Origin of the sequence: Paenibacillus sinopodophylli (assembly GCF_005930355.1) — a bacterium.
Taxonomy (GTDB): Bacteria; Bacillota; Bacilli; order Paenibacillales; family Paenibacillaceae; genus Pristimantibacillus; species Pristimantibacillus sinopodophylli.
In genome coordinates this window covers 627,140-650,199 of sequence record NZ_VDBO01000002.1, presented here as the reverse complement: position 1 = coordinate 650,199, position 23,060 = coordinate 627,140, and the positions used below count along the sequence as shown (strand labels likewise).

21 protein-coding genes and 5 pseudogenes are annotated in these 23,060 nt (G+C 39.3%); 9 read left to right on the top strand and 17 right to left on the bottom strand.

Translation table 11 applies throughout. The features are described from left to right. Positions 1 to 1,052, bottom strand: a pseudogene (locus tag FGT79_RS32270) (hypothetical protein); the annotation flags it as partial. A 600-nt stretch (positions 1,053 to 1,652) separates the two neighbouring features. Here FGT79_RS32270 and FGT79_RS15025 point away from each other — a divergent pair. Continuing rightward, positions 1,653 to 1,820 (top strand): annotated as a pseudogene (locus FGT79_RS15025) (DMT family transporter); the annotation flags it as partial. A gap of 573 nt (positions 1,821 to 2,393) precedes the next feature. Here the strand turns inward: FGT79_RS15025 and FGT79_RS15020 are convergent. The 4 genes and pseudogenes from FGT79_RS15020 to FGT79_RS15005 all read right to left on the bottom strand — a co-directional run bounded on the left by FGT79_RS15020 (position 2,394) and on the right by FGT79_RS15005 (position 4,819). Then, positions 2,394 to 2,723 (bottom strand): hypothetical protein, encoded by a 330-nt coding sequence (locus FGT79_RS15020; RefSeq protein ID WP_138753594.1) that lies wholly within the window; start codon positions 2,721 to 2,723, stop codon positions 2,394 to 2,396. Positions 2,724 to 2,900: 177 nt separating this feature from the next. After that, positions 2,901 to 3,413, bottom strand: a pseudogene (locus tag FGT79_RS15015) (DUF2199 domain-containing protein); the annotation flags it as partial. A gap of 368 nt (positions 3,414 to 3,781) precedes the next feature. Further along, positions 3,782 to 4,366, bottom strand: a complete 585-nt coding sequence (locus FGT79_RS15010) for a GNAT family N-acetyltransferase (protein ID WP_171056254.1) — start codon at positions 4,364 to 4,366, stop codon at positions 3,782 to 3,784. 159 nt (positions 4,367 to 4,525) lie between these two features. Beyond that, complete coding sequence (locus tag FGT79_RS15005) at positions 4,526 to 4,819, bottom strand: hypothetical protein (RefSeq protein ID WP_138753592.1); 294 nt, start codon at positions 4,817 to 4,819, stop codon at positions 4,526 to 4,528. Between the two features lie 182 nt (positions 4,820 to 5,001). Here FGT79_RS15005 and FGT79_RS15000 point away from each other — a divergent pair. Beyond that, positions 5,002 to 6,211, top strand: a pseudogene (locus FGT79_RS15000) (IS110 family RNA-guided transposase). A gap of 421 nt (positions 6,212 to 6,632) precedes the next feature. Here FGT79_RS15000 and FGT79_RS14995 read toward each other — a convergent pair. The 7 genes from FGT79_RS14995 to FGT79_RS14965 form a co-directional block, all read right to left on the bottom strand. Then, positions 6,633 to 7,004, bottom strand: coding sequence for a hypothetical protein (locus FGT79_RS14995; RefSeq protein ID WP_138753591.1), 372 nt, complete (start codon positions 7,002 to 7,004; stop codon positions 6,633 to 6,635). A 151-nt stretch (positions 7,005 to 7,155) separates the two neighbouring features. Next, positions 7,156 to 7,749, bottom strand: a complete 594-nt coding sequence (locus FGT79_RS14990) for a hypothetical protein (protein WP_138753590.1) — start codon at positions 7,747 to 7,749, stop codon at positions 7,156 to 7,158. A 169-nt stretch (positions 7,750 to 7,918) separates the two neighbouring features. Further along, positions 7,919 to 8,227: a hypothetical protein gene (locus FGT79_RS14985; protein ID WP_138753589.1), complete on the bottom strand. Its 309-nt coding sequence runs from the start codon at positions 8,225 to 8,227 to the stop codon at positions 7,919 to 7,921. A 750-nt stretch (positions 8,228 to 8,977) separates the two neighbouring features. Further along, positions 8,978 to 9,214, bottom strand: coding sequence for a hypothetical protein (locus FGT79_RS14980; RefSeq protein WP_138753588.1), 237 nt, complete (start codon positions 9,212 to 9,214; stop codon positions 8,978 to 8,980). Between the two features lie 151 nt (positions 9,215 to 9,365). Beyond that, positions 9,366 to 9,596, bottom strand: coding sequence for a hypothetical protein (locus FGT79_RS14975; protein WP_138753587.1), 231 nt, complete (start codon positions 9,594 to 9,596; stop codon positions 9,366 to 9,368). A 192-nt stretch (positions 9,597 to 9,788) separates the two neighbouring features. After that, on the bottom strand, positions 9,789 to 10,988 hold the full coding sequence (locus FGT79_RS14970; RefSeq protein ID WP_138753586.1) for a PIN-like domain-containing protein: 1,200 nt from the start codon (positions 10,986 to 10,988) through the stop codon (positions 9,789 to 9,791). 141 nt (positions 10,989 to 11,129) lie between these two features. Beyond that, a complete protein-coding gene (locus FGT79_RS14965; protein WP_138753585.1) occupies positions 11,130 to 11,573 on the bottom strand; it encodes a hypothetical protein in 444 nt (147 codons plus the stop codon). Between the two features lie 652 nt (positions 11,574 to 12,225). Here FGT79_RS14965 and FGT79_RS14960 point away from each other — a divergent pair. From FGT79_RS14960 to FGT79_RS32565, 3 genes and pseudogenes are all read left to right on the top strand, one after another. Continuing rightward, on the top strand, positions 12,226 to 12,336 hold the full coding sequence (locus FGT79_RS14960; protein ID WP_138753584.1) for an SOS response-associated peptidase family protein: 111 nt from the start codon (positions 12,226 to 12,228) through the stop codon (positions 12,334 to 12,336). A gap of 346 nt (positions 12,337 to 12,682) precedes the next feature. Beyond that, positions 12,683 to 13,687, top strand: a complete 1,005-nt coding sequence (locus FGT79_RS14955) for a hypothetical protein (protein ID WP_138753583.1) — start codon at positions 12,683 to 12,685, stop codon at positions 13,685 to 13,687. A 459-nt stretch (positions 13,688 to 14,146) separates the two neighbouring features. Next, positions 14,147 to 15,227 (top strand): annotated as a pseudogene (locus FGT79_RS32565) (IS110 family RNA-guided transposase); the annotation flags it as partial. Between the two features lie 254 nt (positions 15,228 to 15,481). Here FGT79_RS32565 and FGT79_RS14945 read toward each other — a convergent pair. The 4 genes from FGT79_RS14945 to FGT79_RS32265 form a co-directional block, all read right to left on the bottom strand. Further along, positions 15,482 to 16,174, bottom strand: coding sequence for a DNA-methyltransferase (locus FGT79_RS14945; protein WP_246096438.1), 693 nt, complete (start codon positions 16,172 to 16,174; stop codon positions 15,482 to 15,484). 248 nt (positions 16,175 to 16,422) lie between these two features. Next, complete coding sequence (locus FGT79_RS14940; RefSeq protein ID WP_138753582.1) at positions 16,423 to 16,671, bottom strand: hypothetical protein; 249 nt, start codon at positions 16,669 to 16,671, stop codon at positions 16,423 to 16,425. A gap of 136 nt (positions 16,672 to 16,807) precedes the next feature. Continuing rightward, positions 16,808 to 17,800 carry a DNA (cytosine-5-)-methyltransferase gene (dcm, locus tag FGT79_RS14935; RefSeq protein WP_138753581.1) on the bottom strand — a complete coding sequence of 331 codons (993 nt, stop codon included), beginning with the start codon at positions 17,798 to 17,800 and terminating at the stop codon, positions 16,808 to 16,810. Between the two features lie 68 nt (positions 17,801 to 17,868). Beyond that, positions 17,869 to 18,036, bottom strand: coding sequence for a DNA cytosine methyltransferase (locus FGT79_RS32265; protein WP_138753580.1), 168 nt, complete (start codon positions 18,034 to 18,036; stop codon positions 17,869 to 17,871). Between the two features lie 269 nt (positions 18,037 to 18,305). On the opposite strand from FGT79_RS32265, the gene ku reads away from it, so the two are divergent. From ku to FGT79_RS14915, 3 genes are all read left to right on the top strand, one after another. Further along, positions 18,306 to 19,151: a non-homologous end joining protein Ku gene (gene ku / locus FGT79_RS14925; protein WP_138753579.1), complete on the top strand. Its 846-nt coding sequence runs from the start codon at positions 18,306 to 18,308 to the stop codon at positions 19,149 to 19,151. Beyond that, positions 19,148 to 20,041: an ATP-dependent DNA ligase gene (locus tag FGT79_RS14920; RefSeq protein ID WP_138753578.1), complete on the top strand. Its 894-nt coding sequence runs from the start codon at positions 19,148 to 19,150 to the stop codon at positions 20,039 to 20,041. Before ku ends, FGT79_RS14920 begins: the two co-directional genes overlap by 4 nt. Positions 20,042 to 20,202: 161 nt before the next feature. Next, positions 20,203 to 20,514 (top strand): hypothetical protein, encoded by a 312-nt coding sequence (locus FGT79_RS14915; RefSeq protein ID WP_138753577.1) that lies wholly within the window; start codon positions 20,203 to 20,205, stop codon positions 20,512 to 20,514. A gap of 58 nt (positions 20,515 to 20,572) precedes the next feature. Here FGT79_RS14915 and FGT79_RS14910 read toward each other — a convergent pair whose 3' ends face one another. Continuing rightward, complete coding sequence (locus FGT79_RS14910) at positions 20,573 to 21,340, bottom strand: restriction endonuclease (protein ID WP_138753576.1); 768 nt, start codon at positions 21,338 to 21,340, stop codon at positions 20,573 to 20,575. 210 nt (positions 21,341 to 21,550) lie between these two features. Between FGT79_RS14910 and FGT79_RS14905 the strand changes: the two genes are divergently transcribed. Further along, complete coding sequence (locus FGT79_RS14905; protein WP_138753575.1) at positions 21,551 to 23,035, top strand: metallophosphoesterase; 1,485 nt, start codon at positions 21,551 to 21,553, stop codon at positions 23,033 to 23,035. Positions 23,036 to 23,060 lie beyond the last annotated feature (25 nt).

The window sequence follows — 23,060 nt, the reverse complement described above, 5'->3', positions numbered from 1 at the left end:
GGCGTAGCTCCGGTTACAGGTGCAGTGACCGTGATCTCTGCGCTGTTAATAACTTTGACTGAACGAAATTTGACGTATGCAAATTCTACGAAAGTGCTAGTATCACCGTCAAAACTGCTGAGCCCCGTTATTGCACTAGGCGCACTATTTGTATTATTCGTCCAATATTCGTAAAATCCACTGACAATGACCGTCCCACCAGCACCGAGATAGCCGCCGCCGATACCTGCGCCGCCGATACCTGCGCCGTCTTCATAACCACCACCAGTGGCAGTTATGTCGCCACCATTAATCGTAACCATCCCGCCAGCACCGCCATAGCCGCCGCCGATACCTGCGCCCAAAAAACCACCAGTGGCAGTTATAGCGCCGCCATTAATCGTAACCGTCCCGCCAGCACCGCTTTCGCCGCCGCCGATACCTGCGCCATAATCACCACCAGTGGCAGTTATAACGCCGCCATTAATCGTAACCGTCCCGCCAGCACTGAGATAGCCGCCGCCGATCCCTGCGCCAAAATCACTACCAGTGGCAGTTATAACGCCGCCATTAATCGTAACCGTCCCGCCAGCACCGCCGATACCTGCGAAATAATTACCACCGTGAGCATTCAGCTTGCCCATGCTTGATCCAGTAGATTGTGCAAAAATCGTCAAATTGTTTCCAGTAGAAACGTTAATTCCTGCGCTATCGCTGCTAGTCTGTGACACCGTTACATGGCTGTTATCCTCAAGGATAATATATACATCGTCCAATACAGTGATCGAGCTAGGCATAGTCCATGAACCACGAAACAAATACCAGCCGGTTGTAAGTGTAGAATCATCGCCCCAATTGCTGCTGTCGATGATCGTTACAGCTTGCGTTTGTTCTACGCCGTTCTCGTCTAAATACGTTACCTCCGTACTCGCCGATACGGTCAATGCTGCCGACGGAAGCATTGAAGCGATCAACGTTACAATTAATAACATACGAACAAACAACTTCCATCTAGCTACTTGGCTGATTGAACTGGATCGCCATGCTTGTGTCTTGAATCTCGTATCTCTCATCTCTAACATCCTCCATTTATAAACAATAGTAACCATTAAACGAGCACAATGAATTCTAGTAAACTGTAACTATTCAAATGATTTACATCTTTAACCGTCACCTCCGACTTGTCAGTCAATCCGAATGAAGAGTCATGAATACTGCTATTTTGATCGCGTCATACGGCGTAAATAAGCCCTCTCTATAACCCTTAATAAGCCCTTGCCGATCCAATCCGTCTGTTGTAGGACAAATTACGTCAATGTTCATCATTATATGATATCAAAGCAAACTATCTCATAGATGAAATGTAAAGAAAACTTTAAACTGCACGATTCGAGGGAGGAGAGGCCATGGCTTGTCCTTCACTCGCGGCGGCAGCAGCAAAACCAGCGGTGAGATGGCATGAAAGAAGTCGTCAGATTGAACAGTAGGGAAAGGGAACGGCAAACCATTAAAAGGAAGTTTTATGAGGACAATGCTTTAGGGAAAATCAGAAGCGAAGAGTATGCGGCGATGGCGCGATATTTTGAGAGCAGGCAGGAAAATACAACTCGATTTTTGAAATTGGTACGAGAGTCTCCGAATAGATTGCTCCGTCGGAGTATATGTACAATAGAATGAGAAGTTTACCAATGGGAACTGCTTATGGTATCTGGAGCGGTATTGGTACTGTTGGAGGTGCGCTTATTGGCATGTTTTTCTTTGGAGAATCAAAGGATTGGCGCTGTGTTCTTTTCATAGCTATGGTATTGGGCGCAGCGATCGGTTTAAAACTCCTATCATAATTAAACTCTTAGCTGGTTCCTAAAATATACAGTCCGAACACTTAATCCTCGTTAAGGGCGGCAATAGTGTAAAATGCCCAGCTTAACTGTATTATTGATTAAGCAAATGCCCACTAGCCAAATTGGTTAGTGGGCATTATCAACTTTAGATAATATGCTACAAGCGTACTTCTATTTATAAGTTCTGACTGGATTGTTACTGTGGATCCGGCGTTCTACCAGTCTACAACCGTCAACATTTAAGTTGTTTTTTAGCACGTAGAAGGCATCAATAATTTGATTTTCACTAACTTTAGGAAGACCGACGATACCACATGAGAGTGGCATTTATATCGTCTCCTAGTCTTTTCATCTTTGGTCATTATAACTTATGAATGTACATTATTAAAGCCAAGTCATCGTTCATTCAGAACCTTCTTCCTTATAGAAGATCATAAAGGGTTAAGCGACTTTTCAAAAAATCGTACCACGAGCAACCATTTGTATTAAAAAAGCGACGGCCCAGGACGAGCAAAGTCCTGGGCTGTAGCTCTTACATTGAACTAACGTTCCCAGTTAGCTTAATCTATCGTCTCAGTAAACAAGTGGGTTGTTCGCTGAATAAGAAGCTAAATCCAGAAACTCAACTGCTTCAAACTTAAAATAAATTAGACTTGAATCTAAATCTTCCCATCCTCTGGTTTCAGAGTGAGATACAACTGAAACAAAATATTTTAAGTTCTTCCTTCTAAGTTGTTTTACGAAATAATCATTGAGTCCATCTACTGATGTTATATCAATGATGATTTTCTTACCTAAATGAGTCTGGAAGAGTCTAGCCCTCCATATTGAAGATACACTTACTTCGTAAACAATATCCGCTAAATGCTTTAAATGCTGTTTTTTACGCTGCCTTCGTTTCATATTAAATCATTCACCGTTGGTTGCTAACCAACCTAATTAGCTTAAAATTATTATGTCCTTCTTCACTTATTGTACCATTTGCCCTCACTAAAGATAATTGCCCGTTACTTCAATGAACAACGACAGCCGATCGTGTGAACGGCTGCCGTCATGTTGTGGTTGAACTATCGTTCCCAGTTATCGTAATGAATCATCGCTCTTGTTATTTACGCATAGCTCATCAGCAATATGTTGAACACGTTCAATTGTAATTCCATCTCTTTGTTCAACCGCCAGTGGGTGGTCTGTCGGTTCCAGTTCAATATATGGTCTAAGTCCATCTGCCCTGTGGTGGATCTTTGCCTTTAAGTTTAAAGTATCAGGATAACAAGGTAGCACAGTAGAAAACCATCCAAGCATTGGTTCTAATAATTCGGATTGATTCCAGCTCTCTTTTACTATCAAATAATTTTCCTTGCTTAACGAAACCCAAACGCCCCAAATGAATTCTTCATTTGTCCCGATTATCGGAGATTCAACACAACCTCGAATGAAGTAATGTTCATTGTCCATAACACATAAGTCTTCATTTAGTTCAAACCTTTTTTCTCGCTCATCGGGTAGTGTAAATTCGTAATAGGCTGGAGGAGTAGTTCCATAACTGGTTGGAAGTTCATCGTGATACTCACCACAGCAGCTACAAGTATATCCTCTTTAATTCATTCAGTGCCTTCAGTCCCTCCGCTTTGTTCATACAAATTATTCGCTAAGTAATTAAGCTATCCTGCCCGTTAGCTCAACAAAATTTGTCTTAACAAAAATAAAAATGCAAAAACCCGACCTCATGAGGTCGGGTTTTCCTTGGTGGAGATGGAGGCGAGGGGGATCACCCCCCTTTATATACAGAATATTTTCTCAGTGCATTCTCAATAAAAAAACCTTTTTCTTAAAGAATATAATACCCTTACGTGCTGAAAATATTAGATCGCTACATAGTTCGCTGAACTAACGTTTCCCGTTAGCTAAATAACAAGACCTCGTTCTGAGGTCATCTATCTTCTGATAATCAAGAACATACGCTATTGTCGTAGCATACTCTCTAATCTGTCCTTCACGAAACGCCATTCTTCATCGATTACACTGTAATACACAGAGTCTCGCACATATCCATCATACATGATGCGATGCCGACGAAGCACTCCTTCCTTAACAGCACCTAATCTTTCAATTGCCTGTTGAGACCTAAGATTACGACCATCTGTTTTTATTTGTACACGAATTGTCCCTAGTGTTTCAAAGCAATGCTTCAAAAGAAGATACTTACACTCAGTATTTATACTTGTTCGCCAAACTGTCGGAGACAGCCATGTCCAACCAATTTCCAAACTCCGATTAGGTATGGATATATCAAGAAAACGAGTGCTTCCCACAACTTTTCCTGAATCATTATCATAGATAACGAAAGGAAATTCAGTTCCTTGTACTTTTGCTTGAAGCGCTCCATCCACAAGACATTTCATATCTTCAATTGAATTTATTTTCATTGGCAAATACGCCCAGATATCTGGATAGTTTCCCGCATCAAATAATTCCTGTACGTGATCAACTTCCATAGGAAGTATCTTAACCCTTTCTCCTATCAGTTCTACTGGCGTTATCTCCACGATAATTCTCTCCTTTTTATGAATATTGAATAGTCATTTCGACTATTTTATGCCTTCTCCTTCTTTATTCATTTAAACTGCCAGATAATTGAGCAGGCTGCCTGTATGCTCGGTAACCTGTCGTCATGGAGCTATCGTTCCCGTTACACTAAATTCCAATTAGGTCATATCAATAGATACTTTTATTGCTACTTCAGCCATTTCCTTTAGTTTATCATTAGATAAGTCTTTTATTTCAAAATCTCTAGCTTTCTCTTCAAAGTAAGACCAATCATCATTTTCCTTAATTAACTGAATTTCTTTTATCAATTCTGAAAACGTGTCAGAGCCTTCAATATCTATGTACAATCTCGCTAAATTCTCGAATCCAGTTTTATCTAGTGTTTGACCAGTGCTAGAAAAACTAACAATGTAGTGTTCAAAATAATTCTCTGGATACTTATTATCTTCCATTATAATCACACCTCGGGTTCAGTTTCATAAATTTATTATAACATTTGTCTTTGGCGTTATCCTGCCCGTTAGGATTCCTGTAGAGCGTTAATTTTGCGCTTTACATTAAAACGAGCGCCTCCAGTAAGATGGGGTAGTCACGGGTCATAGCCATTTAGCCATCTTAAGGAGGTCGCTCTATCTTGAAGATTAAAACTCAAACCAAACAAAATCAACTGCTCGAACGTATTTCAACTCAGCACCTTGTCGTCGGCATCGACATCGTCCAGCAAACCCACGTTGCACGCGCCGTCAATTTCCGTATCATTCTGCTAGGCACTCCGCTTCACTTCTCCAACGACGACACCATCATCGGCATGGAACCAACCGGCCACTACTGGCTCGGCCTTGCTGCTTGGCTCAAAGACCGCAAACTCGAGGTTGTGTTGGTGAATCCTCATCTCGTCAAAAAGAACAAGGAAAACCGCGACAATACACCATCTAAAAGCGACATCAAAGATGCCTTTGTAATCGCCAATATGGTGAAAAATGGCTACTACACCTTCATCAAAGAAACCAGTGAAGTGTTCATGGAACTGCGCGTTCTCATGGCGAACCGGGAGACCATTGTCCATCGTCTTGTCAGCGTCAAGAACCAGGATCCACCGCTGGGTCGACATTGTGTTCCCTGAGCTGCGGCAGGTATACAAGCACCTCATTGGCTCCGGATCGCTTGCTACACTGCGTCTCTTTCCTACGCCCGCCGATCTTCAAAAACTCACCGTTCGCCAGGTAATCGACGGCTGGAAAACGGTCATGAAACGGCACAGCGGTGAACGAAGAGCTGGAGAACTGCTGGCTCTAGCAGCACGCTCAGTCGGCGCCAAGCATGCCGAGAGAGCCTACAAACTTCATCTGCAACAGCTGCTCGCCGAATACGATCTGGCTACGGAGCAGCTGCAGGTAATCGAGGGTGAAGTCGCAGTTGCACTGGTCCGGATTCCGCTAGCCGAACCGCTGCTAGCCATTAAGGGTATGAGCATCCTGTCAGTCGCCGGCATTCTCGGTGAAGCTGGGGACCTCAGCGGCTATGCACATGGTAACGCGTTGCTACGGCATGCCGGCCTTAACCTGGCTGAAGCGAGTTCAGGCAAATGGAAGGGCCAGATGTCCATCAGCAAACGTGGCCGACCAAGGCTTCGGCATGCTCTGTACATGGCAACCATGGCCCTCATCATGAACGATGTATCGTTTAAACGACAGCACGAAGTGAATGTTAAGATGAAAAGCATGAAGCCAATGCGCTCCGTGATGAAGCTTTGCGGCAAGTTGGCTCGCCTCCTTGTTGCTATGGCACATAGCGGTGAAGCTTACGAACCGGATCGAGCTCATTCTATGAAACAAACTGCTTAACCGCTTCTCAGTTAGAACGAAAATTGGCTTATTCGCAGGATCTCAAGACTGCACGGAGTACCGGATTGCATGGAGCAAAAGGGCATAGACCCGTACCGTTAGGATAACCGGCCTCCACCAACCGGATAGGCGTAACGAAGGAATGAAAGGGCATCGACCCGTCGAGAAATGGGAGTGAAAGCCTCCGGAAGTACGTGGAGAAGCGTGCAACAGAACAGTAAAAAAGGAGCGAAAACTCGCACCTTCTGTTCCCGCATGCGCTTCCGTTGCCGAATTTGACGGTACACCCCCTCTTCTATCCGAATAGCGATTTATCTATTGGAGAGATCCTGCGAATAAGCGAGTATTCGTGAGAAAACTACATTTTACCGAGGGAGCTTAATAAAATGAGCAGGTCACCTCAACGCCTGCTCATTGTGTATTATTCAAATTCCCCATCTTCCCACATATGAATTCCCATGCACAAACCATCTCCTTCTGGAGCCAATTCGATTTCTTCAAGATATTCTCTTGTATTCTGGTCAAAAACTCTTGCTATTAGCGCAAATTCAACTCCATGGTCCTTATCGATGCTGCTATCAACAACACCATCTAGTAGCAACATGAACCCATACAAGGTATCACTAATTGCCTTTTCAGCAGCAATTCTTTCCTCTAAAGTGCAATTAGAATTAATTTTTTCTTTTGCGTATCCTTTAACGTTATCCATTAGTGTCCTACCAAAGAAATGTCCCATTTTAATCCATCTGGCGTGTTCATCGGTTGGCCAATCTTTATAAATATCATCAGTCATTTTGCAACCTCATCCTCTCAGTTTTGAATGTAGCCAGTTCCTCTTATGTATCTAATTGTAGCAACAGTTACAGAATGGCTACCTTTCCTGTCTTTATTGAGCTCTAGTTACCCGTTAGTTGAACGATAGTTTCCATTTTGTAATTGTAATTTTATGAATTCAAGTCTGAATTTTTGTTAGGCTCATCATTTTCACTGAAATAATCTATATAATATCCTTCTGAATCCCAGTAATCTTCATACTCTTTATAAATATCGTTGATATTATCCTTAGGTAACCCGCAATTCTCTAATAGCCATTCTCTCATATAATTAATGTCCTTATTTTCATCTTCCCAGATGAAATCCATAATTGCAGACTCTTTTGCAGCATTATCTGGAACATAAACAACAAATGAAGATTTAAAGGTCTTCATAAATCCATAGCTAACATTTCTCAGTAACTGTTGTATCTCATTATCTACTAAAAATCCTTTCCATCTAAAATAATGATGAAAATAACATACTTTCTCTGATAAAGTAAGTGAGATTCCACAAGGACCTGCCAAGCTGATTGTCCCGTCTGATCTATCAACACTTGTACGCCACTTCCTTACATTATCTTCTGGATTAAATGGTAAAAGTGTATCAATAAACTCACGAATGAGTGGAAATCGAGTACTGTTTTCATTTAATTCACTGCATAACTCTATTATTTCAGTTTCTTTAAGGCTATGTGACATATATGCAGTAAAATCCATTCCCATAAAAGACACCCCAGAGTAAATAATTAGAGATAATATTAATATCCGAATAACTAAGGTATTCGAGAAATAATTTAACGAACCTGCAAGTTAGCTCAACGCGGCTGTCGGTTTATGTCGGCAGCCTCGTCCTGGTGATTATGAAGCTATAGTTTCCCGTAAGCTTAATCAACTATGACTCCAATCTTAATTCCTTGACAAGAAAATCACCTTGCTCAATTTTCATTACTATTTTTTCTTTTGTATAATCCCAACCATTTTTTATTGCATATTTAATTAAAGTAGCACAAACACTCGGTTCACATAAGTTTGTGGACCAATTAACTTTCCAAGAAAACAATATTAAAAAATATGATGTTTTAGTTTTTGAAGGATATACTTTAAAACTTATTGACTCATTTGAAGACGTTTGGTCAATTATGCAATGAAATAAGCACTCATCAATTACGATTTTCTTTACTTCCTTCGTGAAAAGTTTCATTGATTGCGCTCCTTTTGTAGGACTATTTTCTTGATTAATAAATTCCACCTTTCCTTACGTTATCCTGCCAGTTAGCTCAACTAGGCTGCCGATTTATTCCGGCAGCCTCGTTCTGGTTATTATTAAGCTATAGTTCCCATTCAGTTTAAAATATTACTAAATTTCAATCAGCGTCTCCACCTGCATTATTTCTTCTAACTACCTCAGACATAACGAGAGAACGAATGACCGCAAGGATGAAAATAATGAGTTAATCAGTATTGGAAAATAACAGTTCTCGAAGTTGCATTAAAACGCTAGGTAAGAATTCTTGTGGATGTAATACGATTGCCACCAACACGTTTATTGATACAACTGTAATCCAAATCATGCATTTATATAATCTTGATTTTATTATTCGAGTGATAAATAGAGAAATTATCAAAATAGTAATATTAAAAAACAATGTTATTGGAATGCTCACAATTCTTCCAAGACCTGTATAAGGGAAATTTTCGATTAATAAAAATATGGCCGCTATATTCGGAATCATAGCTAATAAAAAAATTATTACCGACTTCTTCATGTTGATCTCCTAATTTGGGCCTACATAATTTCACATAGCAGGACTACGATTTTTATAAGGAGATATTCGCGAAACAGATTAAACTATCCTGCCAGTTAGCGTAATAAAGCAGCCGATCATTGTGATCGGCTGCTTCCGTGTTTTTATTGAACTAACGTTCCCCGTTAGTTGAATGATTTTCTGAATTAATCACTGAAACTTTTAAACAGAAACTCCAACTCTTTAGCATCATAAAAGTCTCCATCGTTGATAAATTTTTCGACCTCTACTGTACCATCTTCCAAAAATTCTATCTCCCACCGTTGACCAGGAATAGCTACCTCAACCATGATAGCTTCATTTCGGACTTTATTTAGTTTATAAAATATATTATTATCCTCTAATTTGTTAAGAAAAGTAATTAACTCTCTTAGACCAGCCATATCTTCACCCCTCAGTAAGCATGTTACACATTATAGACCCTTTTAGCATTATCCTGCCCACTACTTCAATGAAAAAGGCAGCCGATCGGAAGCCGGCTGCCTTAATGTCCTGTTGAGCTACCGTTCTCCGTTAACTTAAAGAACCATTTACTCAGTTAACTTTTTTTATGCGATAAACTGTAATAAAAGCACCTTCATTAAAAGCAAATTCCCTGCTTTCAATTAGATAACTTTCATCAAAAATGTCAATCGCATCACCTGTTATCAAAGTAGGCAATGAAACTTTTGTTTCCTGCTCAAATAAACATTTATCTCCAATAAAGAATCGAGTAATAAAAAAATCTATTGGCGAAAACTCAGGTTCATGCTTTTTAAAGATCAATACTTATCACCCCATTAAATTGTTCCTTTAGTATCTAGCAATCACTTTTATCACATTCTATCTTTGATGTAATTTGCCCGTTAGCTCCACGAGGCTGCTGATTTATTCCAGCTGCCTCATCCTGGTGATTATGAAGCTATAGTTTCCCGTTTGCGTAACAACGAAGCGGTTAGGCAAGAGGCGGGCAGATTGTTATAAATTATCGGCAAACACCTTAATTTCTTCTACCTTATTTAGCTTGATAGTGTCAACATACGATAATATAACCTTTTCACTCACTAACATTCTTGTGTCTACAAGTACAGCACAAAGCTTCCCTCCTAAGCTTATAGTTGGAAAACCTATGTTTTTGATATTACGAAGATGTGTTACTGGATAGCCGAAATAATATCCCCCCTCCAACTCTTCAACAATAAGTAGAATTGACGGCTTAGCATCATAATTGTCTTTTACTAAAAAGAGATCTCCTGTCATAACTCTCACCATTTCTTTCCGTTCATCTGCGCTTATTGCAGATATTTCTTCTAATGCTTTGGAAGTTTCCGGAACATTTTTATGTTGTGCTGTAGCTTGTTCAATAAACTCATTGTAAGTGTAAATAAGAATCATCTGACCTGAAAGTAAAAAGAACTCATTTAATAATTCAGGATGAGGTCTCTTATATTCATTGAACCTTTCCCACCAATCCGGTTTTACATCTTCTGTTACAAAAATAATAGGTTTGGAATCACTTTTTGCCTTATTGATTAGTTCCTTCCATAAAACCAAATCTCCGTATTTCTTATAATCGGTTTTAGTAGCACCGTCTTCAAAGCCCGGTGGAATGTTAAGCGAGTAGCGAATCTCTCCTTCTTTGTAAATCTCCATAATTTCTTCAGGTTTAAAACCTTGTCCTATTTCGTTTCCAAATATTTCAAATATTTCTTTTGATATTTGATCATCCGCCTTTAGAACTTGACCATCGAAATATTCCTTTCTCTCCATTTTATCTGGACTCTGGTCAATCATAATTGAGATTTTCTCTTTTAACGCATTAACTTCCCTTTTTAAATCAGAAGTCAGTTGAGTGCGAAATCTTATAGCTGATTTTTCAACTCCAGCTACCAACGACTCTAAGTTTTTATTGAAATTCTGTTTTGTGTTTTGAAGTGATTTTAATTCTGTTTCAATTATCAAACGACGATTTGAATAAAATTCTTTACCTACTTGATGTGGCATCCAAAGACGTGAGTTAAAAGACTGAAGTACACCTAAAAACTGCCTCCGGGCATCAATGGTCATTTTATAAGTATTTAATAAAGCATTAGTATCGAATGTAATAATGGCATTTGACCATGCCGCTCGTATATTATTTTCATCGTAGCCAGAGTATGCGAAAAATCTATTAGTCAATTAATTAGCTCCTTATTCGTGACTTGAGATAATTGGTTTATTCGAGAAATGTTTAAATTATCCTGCCAGTTAGCTTAACAAAAGCTGCTATGGATTTTGCCTAATACTTATTCGTAAACTCCATTAGTCTGGTAATCAATTTTAATCAGATTTGCTATTCGGTATGATTGTTTGAATCAGTAACGCCTCGTTGTTGTATCCCTCGATATCTGAACTATTTATCCATTCTGGCTCATCATGCCTAATCTGATAAAACCGAGCTGTTACATTTTCACCATCAGGATCGCAGCTCAATAGAATTATAAATGCTCTCTCAGAATGGTTCTTGCGAAGTGATTTTTCCCAGGCATATATTAAGTCCAATCCCATTGAAAGACTTTCTACATGTATATGGTTAATTGAAGCCTCACAGTCAGTCTGATCCAAATAGTGTGTATCGCCAAATTTCTTTGGAAGATCCAGAGCGAACGATTTTACCAATAAGCAATTTTCCCATTCAATAAAGTCGATATATTCTTCATCAGTATAAGCTTCTGATGGCTGAGTATTGAGCAGCAATGCATGCATAGATACATTTGTTTTCAATCTATCCCCCAAAAGAATAAGCCAATATAAAGTTATTCGTGTGTGAGAATCTTTTATCCTCTAACGTCATTTTTTATTAAACTAACCTGCCCGTTAGCTCAACAAAATTTGTCTTAGCAAAAATAAAAAACACAAAAACCCGACCTCACGAGGTCGGGTTTTCCTTGGTGGAGATGGAGGCGAGTGGGATCGCCCCCCTTTATATACAGAATATTTTCTCAGTACATTCTCACTATAAAAAGTCATTTCCAGTAGAAAATTTATTTATCCTTACTTAACCACTCATCCACCAATCGATCGTTTTGATTTATTTACTGGATATATCTAAAGTCTATTCACTTTGAAGTAAATCAAATTTGAAGTACCCTTTACTTAATTACGAAGTATTAATTTTTCCTGAATTAGAACAACGACTTTACCTATAATAAAACCTATTACTATAAATTCTATTATCTTAGCTATAAGTACATGTATAATTTGGACACTACGCATTAAATTATTTGAACTGACATACTCTTGAAACTTCTCCAAATCACCAAAGATAGGTAATGAATAAACAATAGAGAACGAATAGTGAATGTATTCACCGATCAGAAGTTTATAATCATGAATATATAGGAGACCCCAAAAATCATAAACTACTGCAAAACCCTTGATCCCCAACAACGGATTTTATGAATGGCGTAAGGAAGCTGAAGGAAAGCAGCCTTATCGATTTCAGATGAAAATAAAACCTGTCTATGCCTTTGCGGGATGTGCATGATCTTGTGCCGGTCATATTAACATCGGCGGTTTCCTTCAGGTGTCCCAGAAAAGAATTTATTAGATTCTAAAAATTGAAACAGCGACTGCCAAGGAAGAAAAATTAACGAAATAACACTTGAGCAACCGCACCTTTTTCATTATTTTGCTTGCCATTGAACAGTTACACAAAAGCCGACCCTCTTGGTACAGCCTATATACATTTGCAGCTGTGCTATAAGGAAAACAGTTTTTTACCTATCATTAGTATGATTTTTAGAAAGTAAGCAAGCATCATTATCTAAACGAAACAAATACCAAATCCGATATATTTAAATGACAGAATTGTATCCGAAAGGGCGAAAAAATTGAAGAAAAGTTGGAAAAAAAGAGTATTTGAAAAATATGAAAGACCTCGATCGTGGTTAATTGTGAGCATGGTTGGCTTATTCGGCTTACTACTTTTGATGCAAACCAAGATTCAATTTTTAACAATTATTATTCTCATACTGATCGTATGGGTATTTCACTCCATTGTTAATAAGCAGCCTTATCACTTTTTTAATGTCATATATTTAATTCCATTGGTTGGAGTCTTTCTAGACTTTCATTTCTTCGCTAATCTGAATATCTTTGTGCTCTTGAGTGCAATCTTAATTGGCTTTTCTTGGTTTATGTTACAATTAGCAAAATCATTAGAGATACAGATTAAAAAAAAGTATACGCATTCGCTACCTAAAATCGTTCTTCTTCTATGGGAAGCCGTTGTTCTTCTGATAAGTTTATCAATGTCTTTATACTTTATTCTATTTACTTTATCCACTTGGGTTAGCGTACAAGCACCTAAGAGTGTTGCAGCAGAAATTTTATCATTAGAAATCTTTAGAACATTACTAATCATTCTTGTTACACATATTATAGTTTTAAACTTCATGATTAAATTTTCAATTATTTTGCATGAATCAATTAAAAAAGATAAAAGTAAGCTTACATTCACTGTACTCATTATTACGATTTTAATTATTCTAGTGCTACCAGATCTTATTTATGCTGTATCGTACTACATTACAATGGATATGAAAAATCTATTAATACCTAAACCTAAGGGATGGGACGTTCTAGTTAATTTTTGTAAAACATTTTACTTTACCTTTGCCATACATTATGCGATGCCTATATTGGATGGAAATACCTTTTCCAGTAAAACACTACGATTATTAAGTAATAATTATGAACTAAAGTTTTTACAGGTAGGTCAGATAATTATCTCCAAAGGCTATGATTTAATGGCATTAGCAGGCATTGTCGATTTCGTAAAAAAGAAAATATTCATATCCGATGACGTTGTATCTGATGAGACAAAACAATCCTAACAAACTTGACTCGACTTATTATATTGAACCCTCGTTATGCTGGAAAAGTGAATACGCAGAGCGCATGATAGCTTAATTAAGCTTACTGTATTGGACACTGGTCTTCATCGTCACTTTTCACAGAGGTTTCAACTAACGTCTTTTTCCACGAACTTCGTAAATTCGACGTGCCTAAAATATTCTCGAATCGATTAAAACTATACTACCAGTTCGTATTATGAGATCAACCAGTTCTTTCTGGTTGATCCTTTTTTCATTTGCATAGAGGATTAAGGTAACCTGGTCGATCGTAACTGCCAGTGGGACTTGATCCCGTGAGCTATAATGTTCCCCCCTACTTGTCATGACCATGATTAAGGCTGGTTGGGACACGAGATCCTGTATAACAAGCGAAGCTATGGAGCGAAAAGAAGAACCTTAGGGGATGCCGGTGAATCACAACTTACAGGGAGAGATGAGATGAATCCAGTTGTCGGTCTAGATATTTCTAAGGAAGAAACCCATGGACAAGCCTTTTTAAAGCGCGGAAAGCCTTTCAGAGGGACATTCCACTTCGAGCACACTCGTGAGGGCCTAACAAACCTACATCACGTTTTAAATGACGTTGAGTCTGTATCCAAACAACGTCCTTTGCTTATTCTAGAAGCAACCGGACATTACCAAAACCCCGTTGTTCAGTCTTAGAGGAACATCACTACATTTACATTGTTATTAATCCGCTCATCTCCAATCGGCTTAGAAAGTCGCAGCTTAGTAAAGTAAAGACGGATGCTGCTGACGCTTACCTATTGGGTGAGTTGTACGACAAGGAAGAGTTTGAACCTTTTAAGAAAAGAGGCGTGCAACTTCTCAATCTGCGCTTTCTTACAAGGCAATATGAGTCTCTTTCAAAGATGTGTGTACAGACTAAACCGCAATTCCAAGCTTTCTTAGATCAGGTTTTCCCTGCTTACAGAGGTGTCTTTGGAGCTATGTATTCAGGCATTTCATTACGGTTTTTAAGTGAGTTCCCAACCTCATATTCGGTTTTGAAAACGGACAAAGAAACACTTCATGTTAACATCAAAGAAATGCTTTCATCAAAACGAGGTCGTTCAGAGGCTTGGATTGACGAACGAGTAAAGCGGCTACTTCATGCGGCAAAACAAAATCCTTTCGAGCAAACCATGTAGCCAGCCACTTAATCAATTTAAAAGTTCTTATAACCTTGATTCTTCAGTACCAGGCACATCTTGCTGAGTTAGAACGAAACATAGATGCCCTGGTAGAAGAAATCCATGAGTATGATTTAATTCAATCTATTCCCGGTATTGTCCTTACAATTGCAGCAACAATTTTATCAGTAATTGGGGAAATTTACCGATTTAATCATCCGAAAAAATTAGTAGCCTTTGCTGGTATCGACCCCAGTGTCTTTGCTTCAGGCAATTTTACGGCAACGCGCAATCGAATCAACAAATGTGGTTCCAGACAGCTTCGTTATGCGCTGGTTTTAGCTGTTCAGTGCGGACTTATCCGTTCTCGTAATGCACGGATCAAAGAGTTAGAGATCATTGGAGGGTTATTTGGCATACTCATTTGTAACTATAACACATGATTTAGAATGACTTTACTGGTAATCTTGACAAGCTATTAGCTGGTATAGTTAATGAAGCACCGTCAGTCTAAGGTAAGGATTGTATCAATTCCCCAAATTCTCTGGCTCTGGAAAGCAACAGCTAAAGCTTCTGGTATTTTTATAAACCTGTACATACAGCTGTACAGGAATACAGGTAATTAACGATTTTTTATTAGTTAACTCCGAAGCTGCATAACATTCTGAATTCGATTCTTACAGATTTCAAACCACCTAAAGTCTATCTCAAAAGCTTTCCAAGACCGATTTGTAAGAATGGCTGCCTCTTCAGCAACACCACTTCCTGCAAAAAAATCAACCATTAATTCGCCTGTTTCGGTACTGTTCACAATCATCTCCTTTAATAGTGCGACAGGTTTCTCAGTTGGGTGAATCGTTTTGTTCCCATGAATCCGTGGTATACGCCAAATATCCGTTTGTTTCCGAGTAGATATTCGTCGAACACGTTTATCTGCTTTTACTGCAAAAATGATAAATTCATGTCGGAATCGATACTGCCAGCCCATGCCCATATGTTCCTTGTCCCACACAATACAATTCTTAACAATAAACCCCGCATTTCGAAGCCACATGACCATATCCGCATACATACGCCAATCAATACAAACATAGATATGGCGACCAGGCTTTAACACTCGGTATGCCTGAAAGATCCATTGCATTGAAAATCGCTTATATTCTTCTGCAGAGAGATTATCATTGGCTATTATATCAAATCGAGGTTGCTTCGATTTTGTTTGTGTAGTACCACCAAATCTCAAGTTATAGGGTGGATCAGCTATTAGCAGATCAACCGAATTATCCTCTAAATGTTCCTTTGCTCCTTCAATGCAGCTCTGATTATATATCATCTTATTCCTCCTGATGTTTAGACTTCTCATACATAGTCTACAACACGAACAGGAACAACCGTTCTCTTTTTTTTCACAAAAAAAGAGTTGCAGGTTTTCACCCACAACTCTTCTCTACCGGTGCATTCCGGATTTGATATCATCATAGCTAATTATAGTAAAAATGTAAATAGTTGATTACTGAAACCTTTTGTTAAATAGATGCAAGGCAGATGTAAAGATGGCGCTGCAACAACGAACCTTATGCGTTAGAAATGATTCACTACGTATCCTTTGGCCAAGTGTTCGAGAAAATGATTAATATCTCCGTTCTTAAAATCGATAACGACAATCGCTTCTAAAATCTTTCTCTGTTCCTCCACTGAAGTATGATTCAAAATGACATCGATTAAGAAGTCACTTTCAATCATATGGACATTATCATTATGAAGGATTGAAAAAGTTCGTGCCTCCAGTTCCTTTTCTTCAAAAAATAATTTCAATTTATTCCTACTCATATAAAGCCCTCCATGTCCTGTTAATCTTTTTTGCTAGGTTCCAATTCTGGATGATCGGTTTACCTTATTAAGATTAACAGGCATAGCTTCATAGTTAGTAAGCAATTCATCAGCAAAAAGTATGCATAAAATGTGATTACCTTTTAAGTGAAACCACCAGTCTTTTTGCAACTTCATAGGCAACTCTACTCGTTACGGCATTGCCTGCCATTTTATATAATTGGGAATCACTAATCCCATTTTCTTTAAGCGTATAAAACCACTCATCCGGAAAAGACTGTAGACGGAAGCATTCAAGAGGTGTCAGTTTGCGAATACGATACCCATCATAAATACCATGCTTGTCTTGCGCTGTTAGTGTAAAGGATGGCTCTCCTTGTTCTTTAAACCGCCTTCCATTCTGCCTTTTTTCAACACGATCAGGCGTTAATACGGCCATTGGTTCCATGACCCCCGTACGTGCTTGATTAGCCCCTAATCCTTTAAAATAATTCGCGTCTAAACAAGCAGCCTCTCCTATCTCATTAACACCTGTCTTCTGTGACACATTAACTAATATCTTATTTCCTTCACCCTTATTTGTTGTAAGGGTTGGCGCTAAGCCGCTTGCAGCAACCACTTGCCCGTTCATGCCTCTACCACTTGGATTTACATTACCTGCAATCTGAACCTTAGATGTTACTCTTTTCTCTGCTCTAGCAGACTTATGGTTTTCTTCTCCGAAAGGAAATACTTTTCGTCCACCTGATTCTCTAAGACTTGCGACAATGAAGACACGTTCTCTGTTTTGTGGCACATAGGCCGAGCTGTTAAGCACACACCATTCCCCCACGTACCCCAATTCATCCAACGTTCTGATGATGGTCTCGAACGTCCTCCCTTTGTCGTGATTGAGGAGTCCTGTGACGTTCTCAAGGAGTATAAATTCAGGTTTGAGAATAGATGCGAACCTGATGATCTCAAAGAATACTGTTCCTCTAATAGTGTCGTTAAATCCTTCACGCTTTCCAGCGATCGAGAAAGCCTGGCAAGGAAATCCGGCAACGAGTCCTTGTATTGGTCCTCGTTCTCTTCCAAGAAGTCGAATATCGTCATCTGTGACGGATCTGACATCATAAGCGCTCCACATCCTTTCTTCTGGATCATGTAAGATCTTAAAACTTTCGTGAGTGGGTTGTTTTTTTGGAGCTCCACAGGTCAGGCAAACGGTATAATACTTTTTTTAGGATGAGCGGCATGCTGCGTATACGTTTGGCATGTTTCGCATTTCGTGTCACATTCCGCATATCCAACACATGTCATGCCAGCTTGCATAAGTCCGTATCCCATTCCACCAAGTCCAGCACATAATTCGATAAATTTCATAGTAATCACTCCTATTTTTTGTTTTTAAAACGGACTGCGTATACCAACCACATGAAACCGTCTAGTACCTCCCTTCTCAAACAAGCCAAAAAACAAAAAAGAACAGATCACCAGAATGGCTGATCTGTTCTCACAGGTATTACCTATTGAGCATAACACCAATATTTCATGGTTTAGTCAGCAATTCGTTAGCAAAAAGTATGGCCGATTCGTTGCATATTTTTAGAAGTCTAGAGCAATCTAAATGAAAAATAATGGATGTGATCGATATGCATACAGTTTGGAAAGGTGCGATAAGTTTTGGGCTCGTTCATGTACCGGTAAAGATGTATACCGCAACAGAAGATAAAGACATACATTTTCGGAGCTTACATAAAGACTGTGGTATGCCGATCTCATACGCCAAGACCTGCAGGCACTGCGACAAAGAAATTGAGCTAGATGAAATCGTTAAAGGTTTCGAGTATGAGAAGGACAGATTTGTCATCATGAAAGAGGAAGAACTCGAAGGGATTAAAGACGAAGCCGCGAAAACCATTAAGATATTAGATTTTGTTGATCTTCACGATATCGATCCCCTTTATTTTCAAAAAACATATTACCTCTCCCCTGATTTGGCTGGTGCTGGAGCCTACAGCCTGCTCCTTGAGGCGATTAAGCAAACAGGTAAGATTGGCATAGCCAAGATATCCATACGCAGTAAGAGCAGCCTAGCGGCCATTCGCGCGGTAGATAACTGTATCTGTATGGAAACGATGTTTTTTCCGGATGAAATTCGATCTCTTTCACAGGTTCCAAACCTACCAACTGAAACCGTTGTGAATGAAAAGGAACTAGGTATGGCCAAGGCACTTGTAGAGCAATTAAGTGAGAAATTTGAACCAAACAAATATACGGATGAGTACCGGTTAGCGTTGACAGCATTAATTGAACAAAAGATCGCGGGTGAGAGCGTGGATATCATGAAGACGCCAGCTGCAGCCGGACGTTCAAACGTTGTGGATCTTATGGCAGCTTTACAAGCGAGCTTGGATGCAACGAAGCCTTTGCCAGAAACCTCACCGCCTATAAGGAAACGAAAGAGCACCAGCAAGAAAAAGGATCATGTATCATGACAGATTTTATGGTCCTTCCTAATGTGCCAATGGCTCCTGTCACTTCGCCAGATATCCCCTTTGGGCCGAATTGGGGCTATCAAATTAAATGGGATGGTGTCCGTACGCCAGTAAGACTGGACGGCAAGGGTGGCGTCGAGCTATTCTCAAAACGTGTTGAGCCTCGCAATGATCGTTTTCCAGAGATTGTTGAGCTCCTAACGCCACTGAGAATCGGCGCATGTGTACTGGATGGCGAGATCGCATACTTTGATGGCAGCAGGCCAAACTTCCAGCGGGTTCTAGTGGGCGTAAATCGGAAAAAATATGATGACAATCTCATATTTGTCGCTTTCGATTTGCTCTACGACAATGCTATAGATATACGCGCCTTACCATTCAAGGAGCGGTATGATCGGCTAGCTGCTAAATTTCCAGAAAAGCAACCACGAGTATTCGTCTCGGACCTGGTATACGATGGCCATGCATTATGGGAATGGGTAAACAACCGTGAGTGGGAAGGAATTATCTCCAAAAGGTTAGATAGCCCCTATGTAGAAGGCAAGAAGCATAAATACTGGTACAAAAAACGTAAAGAATTACGGATTGTTGCAGAGGCTGTGGGGATTAAGCTCAAGTCTGGACATGTTTCGAGCTTGGTACTCCGTTATGAGGATCGTTATGTCGGACACGTTTCCGGAATCGATTTGGCTTCTAAACAAATACTACAGCAATTCATGCAGCTGCATCCTGGAGAATGTCCATTTCCGGTTGTTTCTGCTGGTATGAAGAAATCTGATATTAAATGGCTAAGCGTACCTTTTCAATGCAAGGTAGCTGCTTTAGAATTTAGTGACGCTGGCATCCTACGGCAACCTAAACTGATTGGATTTGGTGGCGGTGAAATATGAGAGAAGGCGATCTAGTACGCATAAAGGGTAAGCCTGCACCAGATAAAATTGGCATCGTGAATCGAGTTTCTAACCTAAATATTGAAGTGATTTGGAGCATGGGTAGCGGATGGAAGCATATAGCCGAGCACGACTCAACTGATTTAGAGGGGATATGAAGCATGCTTCAAGAGAAAACACTCCTGGTAACTTGTATCGGTTGTAACCATGAAAATAAAATACCCATAGATGACCTCTTAGACTATTCCTGTATTGCATGCGGAACATCCGTATTGACTATGAAAGATACCGAACAGGAATCATTAGTCAATGAGCTAGACAAAGCATCAACTGAATTAGACCGTGTTATCGGAAATGTGCTACATGGTAACATGGATCCCGATATGGCAGCAGATTGGATCGAACATGAATCCAGCCAAATTGTAGAGGCACTAGACAAGGCAAGAGATTTCATAGAAGACCATGAAAATTAAAAAGCAGCGCAATACGTATCAAAGGTAAAGCCTGCAGATCAGCTGCAGGCTTTACTTCTTATGCTATATCCATAGTATGGCGACATTTTGGAAAGTTGGAACATCCATAAAACTCACCACGTTTACCATTTCGCTTTACTAGCAAATAACCACATTGCGGACAATCGAGATCATCAGGTTCCGCGGGCTCTATACTTGCCGCAACTTCCTGTTCAGCTGAAATAGGTGGCTGCTGAAGCTGATCAGTTAATGAAACCTGCAGCTCAGGGTTCATCGTTAAAATGAGTTCAATGAGCTGCTGCCTCATGATTAAACGAACTCCATTCGACTTCGCCAATGTATACGCCTGCCCTGTGTAATCACTGTTGGTGACAACCCACGCCTCAGAAGCTCCGTAATGGTTTAGTGCTGTATGTACCTCTTGCACAGCCTTTAAACCCACATTCTTACTATATCGTTTTGCCTGTACGACAATCTTCTTTCCTGCTTTTGAGATGACGAGATCAGCTCCGTAGTCACCGGCAGCTTGCGTTACTTCCACCACATAACCATGAGCTCTAAAGACATGACCTAGATACTTCTCAAATTGCCGCCCTTCCATCTTATCGATTTCCGCTATGCCGGATCTCTTTAAGCGTTCTGTTTGTTTGCGATTAATTGAAGCAATCACAAATGCATAACCCGCCATAATAGCGCCTGCCGTAACTCCAGCAGCTACGATTGAAGTCGTATACGAATAAACTCCCCATCCGGACACTAGCATGAGTAATAGTACGAATGCTTGCAATGGATCTAACTCTTCCTTTTTCCTTCTACGCCTTGCCATCTGTGGTTCCCCTTTGTCGGTTTATGTTGTACAGCTCATTCACAAACTTGTGAAATTTTACCTACTATACAGAAAATATAGTAGAATCTTACTATACTTCTTTTCAATTTGAAAGGCTGGCTATACAGTCATTAACCTAGATGATCCTAAAATGCGTTATTTTAAAACTTAGTATGATATACCAGACGAATATTAGGAGTGATAATTCGAATGAACGACCTTATAATCTCAAAGAACAATGTCTCTATCGAATTAATCGGAAATCCGATTATATTCATATCTGATTTGCATTTTGATTTTACGAGAAGAAATTTCAAGGCGAAGGCAGCTTTGCAAATGAAAGACGACTTTATTGCATTTGTAAAGAAGCATTACTCTGATAGCATATTATGCTTGGCAGGAGATTTTTTCAATAACTATAAAAAGACTCTTTCTTTTGTGAAAGAGCTAGAGAAAAATCAAATAGTGGGTTTTTTAGTTCTTGGAAATCACGATTATTGGAACAATGGCACAATGAGTCATCAGGATATTATCAATCTGTTTTCTGATAAAACAAAAGATAATCAATACTTCAGATTTCTTGTTACTGGTCGTAAATACTATTTAAACGATATTTGCATTATTGGAGATACTGGTTGGACGAGTTTTCGTCGGGGGAAACGACAAGTGGAGCTGCAGCAGTTTATGGGTCTTCCTGATGCAGGCATGGTGAAGGATTTCAATCCTCAAAATATTATAGATTTGCACGATGAGTGGGTATCTTTCGCTAATGATGTATTAAAAAAAGAAGAAAAGGTATTGATAGTGACCCATTTCCCTATGGTTAATTTCACGAGAGAAGATAGTGATTGTTGGTGGAGTTCTACAACTAAGCTTAAAGGTGACAATAGTTGGCGTATCTTTGGTCATACCCATCTAAGTGGCCAGAAATTTAACAATGTTTCCTCACAACGTGGATATGACAATAAAGATGAAAAAGCTTTGGAACGACAATGGGCTATGCAGTACACGTACAACTCTTTTGGCAAAATTGAAAAGTCTGTTTACCAATACGGTATTCGTTCTTTGAATAATTTTGAGTCCATCTCAGATTTCCATTCTGCTATCGTGGTAAAAAACGCCACTGATGAATTCGCATTAGTTTCAACCATTAAACGATATGGATACAAACGGTGTGCTGCGAATAAGCGTAATTTCACTATTCTTGCTAATTCACCTGAAGCTTATCTTAAAACAGTAAAAAAAGTAACAAAAGGGTATTTAAGAGATACATATATGGGTTATGTTTTGTCTGGACCTTTGCCTGAAAAAGTGATAAATGCCATCGAACACTCAATTACAATCTTAGAAAGTGGAGATTTGTCTGATATTAGAGCTTATATCACTGCTGCCGTAATAACGGGATACGTTTTTAATGGAATGCCATACCTTATAAGAGACATGCGCCCTTTAGATGATTACGATATTTTAAGATTTTGGTTAATGTTATTAACGATAAACCATTATGGAATTAATATGGAGTCGATTAAAACTGTGCGTAGTAATAAAAAAAACTCTATTACATTTTGCAACGTTGATTTGTATTTACCGGCTGTAAACGACTTGTCGCTAAGTGCAGATGAGGTGCAAATATTAATGCAGAAAACACCATTATTACCCCGACCTGTTTTATTGAATGACACCAATGACATTTGAAAAGTCAATAATAACAGGCTCTACT

Excerpts from the sequence above, each read along its gene's own strand:
- FGT79_RS15020 (WP_138753594.1), bottom strand. The coding sequence starts at position 2,723 with ATGAAACGAAGGCAGCGTAAAAAACAGCATTTAAAGCATTTAGCGGAT.
- FGT79_RS15005 (WP_138753592.1), bottom strand. The coding sequence starts at position 4,819 with ATGGAAGATAATAAGTATCCAGAGAATTATTTTGAACACTACATTGTT.
- FGT79_RS14995 (WP_138753591.1), bottom strand. The coding sequence starts at position 7,004 with ATGACTGATGATATTTATAAAGATTGGCCAACCGATGAACACGCCAGA.
- FGT79_RS14990 (WP_138753590.1), bottom strand. The coding sequence starts at position 7,749 with ATGGGAATGGATTTTACTGCATATATGTCACATAGCCTTAAAGAAACT.
- FGT79_RS14985 (WP_138753589.1), bottom strand. The coding sequence starts at position 8,227 with ATGAAACTTTTCACGAAGGAAGTAAAGAAAATCGTAATTGATGAGTGC.
- FGT79_RS14980 (WP_138753588.1), bottom strand. The coding sequence starts at position 9,214 with ATGGCTGGTCTAAGAGAGTTAATTACTTTTCTTAACAAATTAGAGGAT.
- FGT79_RS14945 (WP_246096438.1), bottom strand. The coding sequence starts at position 16,174 with ATGATATATAATCAGAGCTGCATTGAAGGAGCAAAGGAACATTTAGAG.
- FGT79_RS14940 (WP_138753582.1), bottom strand. The coding sequence starts at position 16,671 with ATGAGTAGGAATAAATTGAAATTATTTTTTGAAGAAAAGGAACTGGAG.
- dcm (WP_138753581.1), bottom strand. The coding sequence starts at position 17,800 with ATGTGGAGCGCTTATGATGTCAGATCCGTCACAGATGACGATATTCGA.
- FGT79_RS32265 (WP_138753580.1), bottom strand. The coding sequence starts at position 18,036 with ATGAAATTTATCGAATTATGTGCTGGACTTGGTGGAATGGGATACGGA.
- ku (WP_138753579.1), top strand. The coding sequence starts at position 18,306 with ATGCATACAGTTTGGAAAGGTGCGATAAGTTTTGGGCTCGTTCATGTA.
- FGT79_RS14920 (WP_138753578.1), top strand. The coding sequence starts at position 19,148 with ATGACAGATTTTATGGTCCTTCCTAATGTGCCAATGGCTCCTGTCACT.
- FGT79_RS14915 (WP_138753577.1), top strand. The coding sequence starts at position 20,203 with ATGCTTCAAGAGAAAACACTCCTGGTAACTTGTATCGGTTGTAACCAT.
- FGT79_RS14910 (WP_138753576.1), bottom strand. The coding sequence starts at position 21,340 with ATGGCAAGGCGTAGAAGGAAAAAGGAAGAGTTAGATCCATTGCAAGCA.
- FGT79_RS14905 (WP_138753575.1), top strand. The coding sequence starts at position 21,551 with ATGAACGACCTTATAATCTCAAAGAACAATGTCTCTATCGAATTAATC.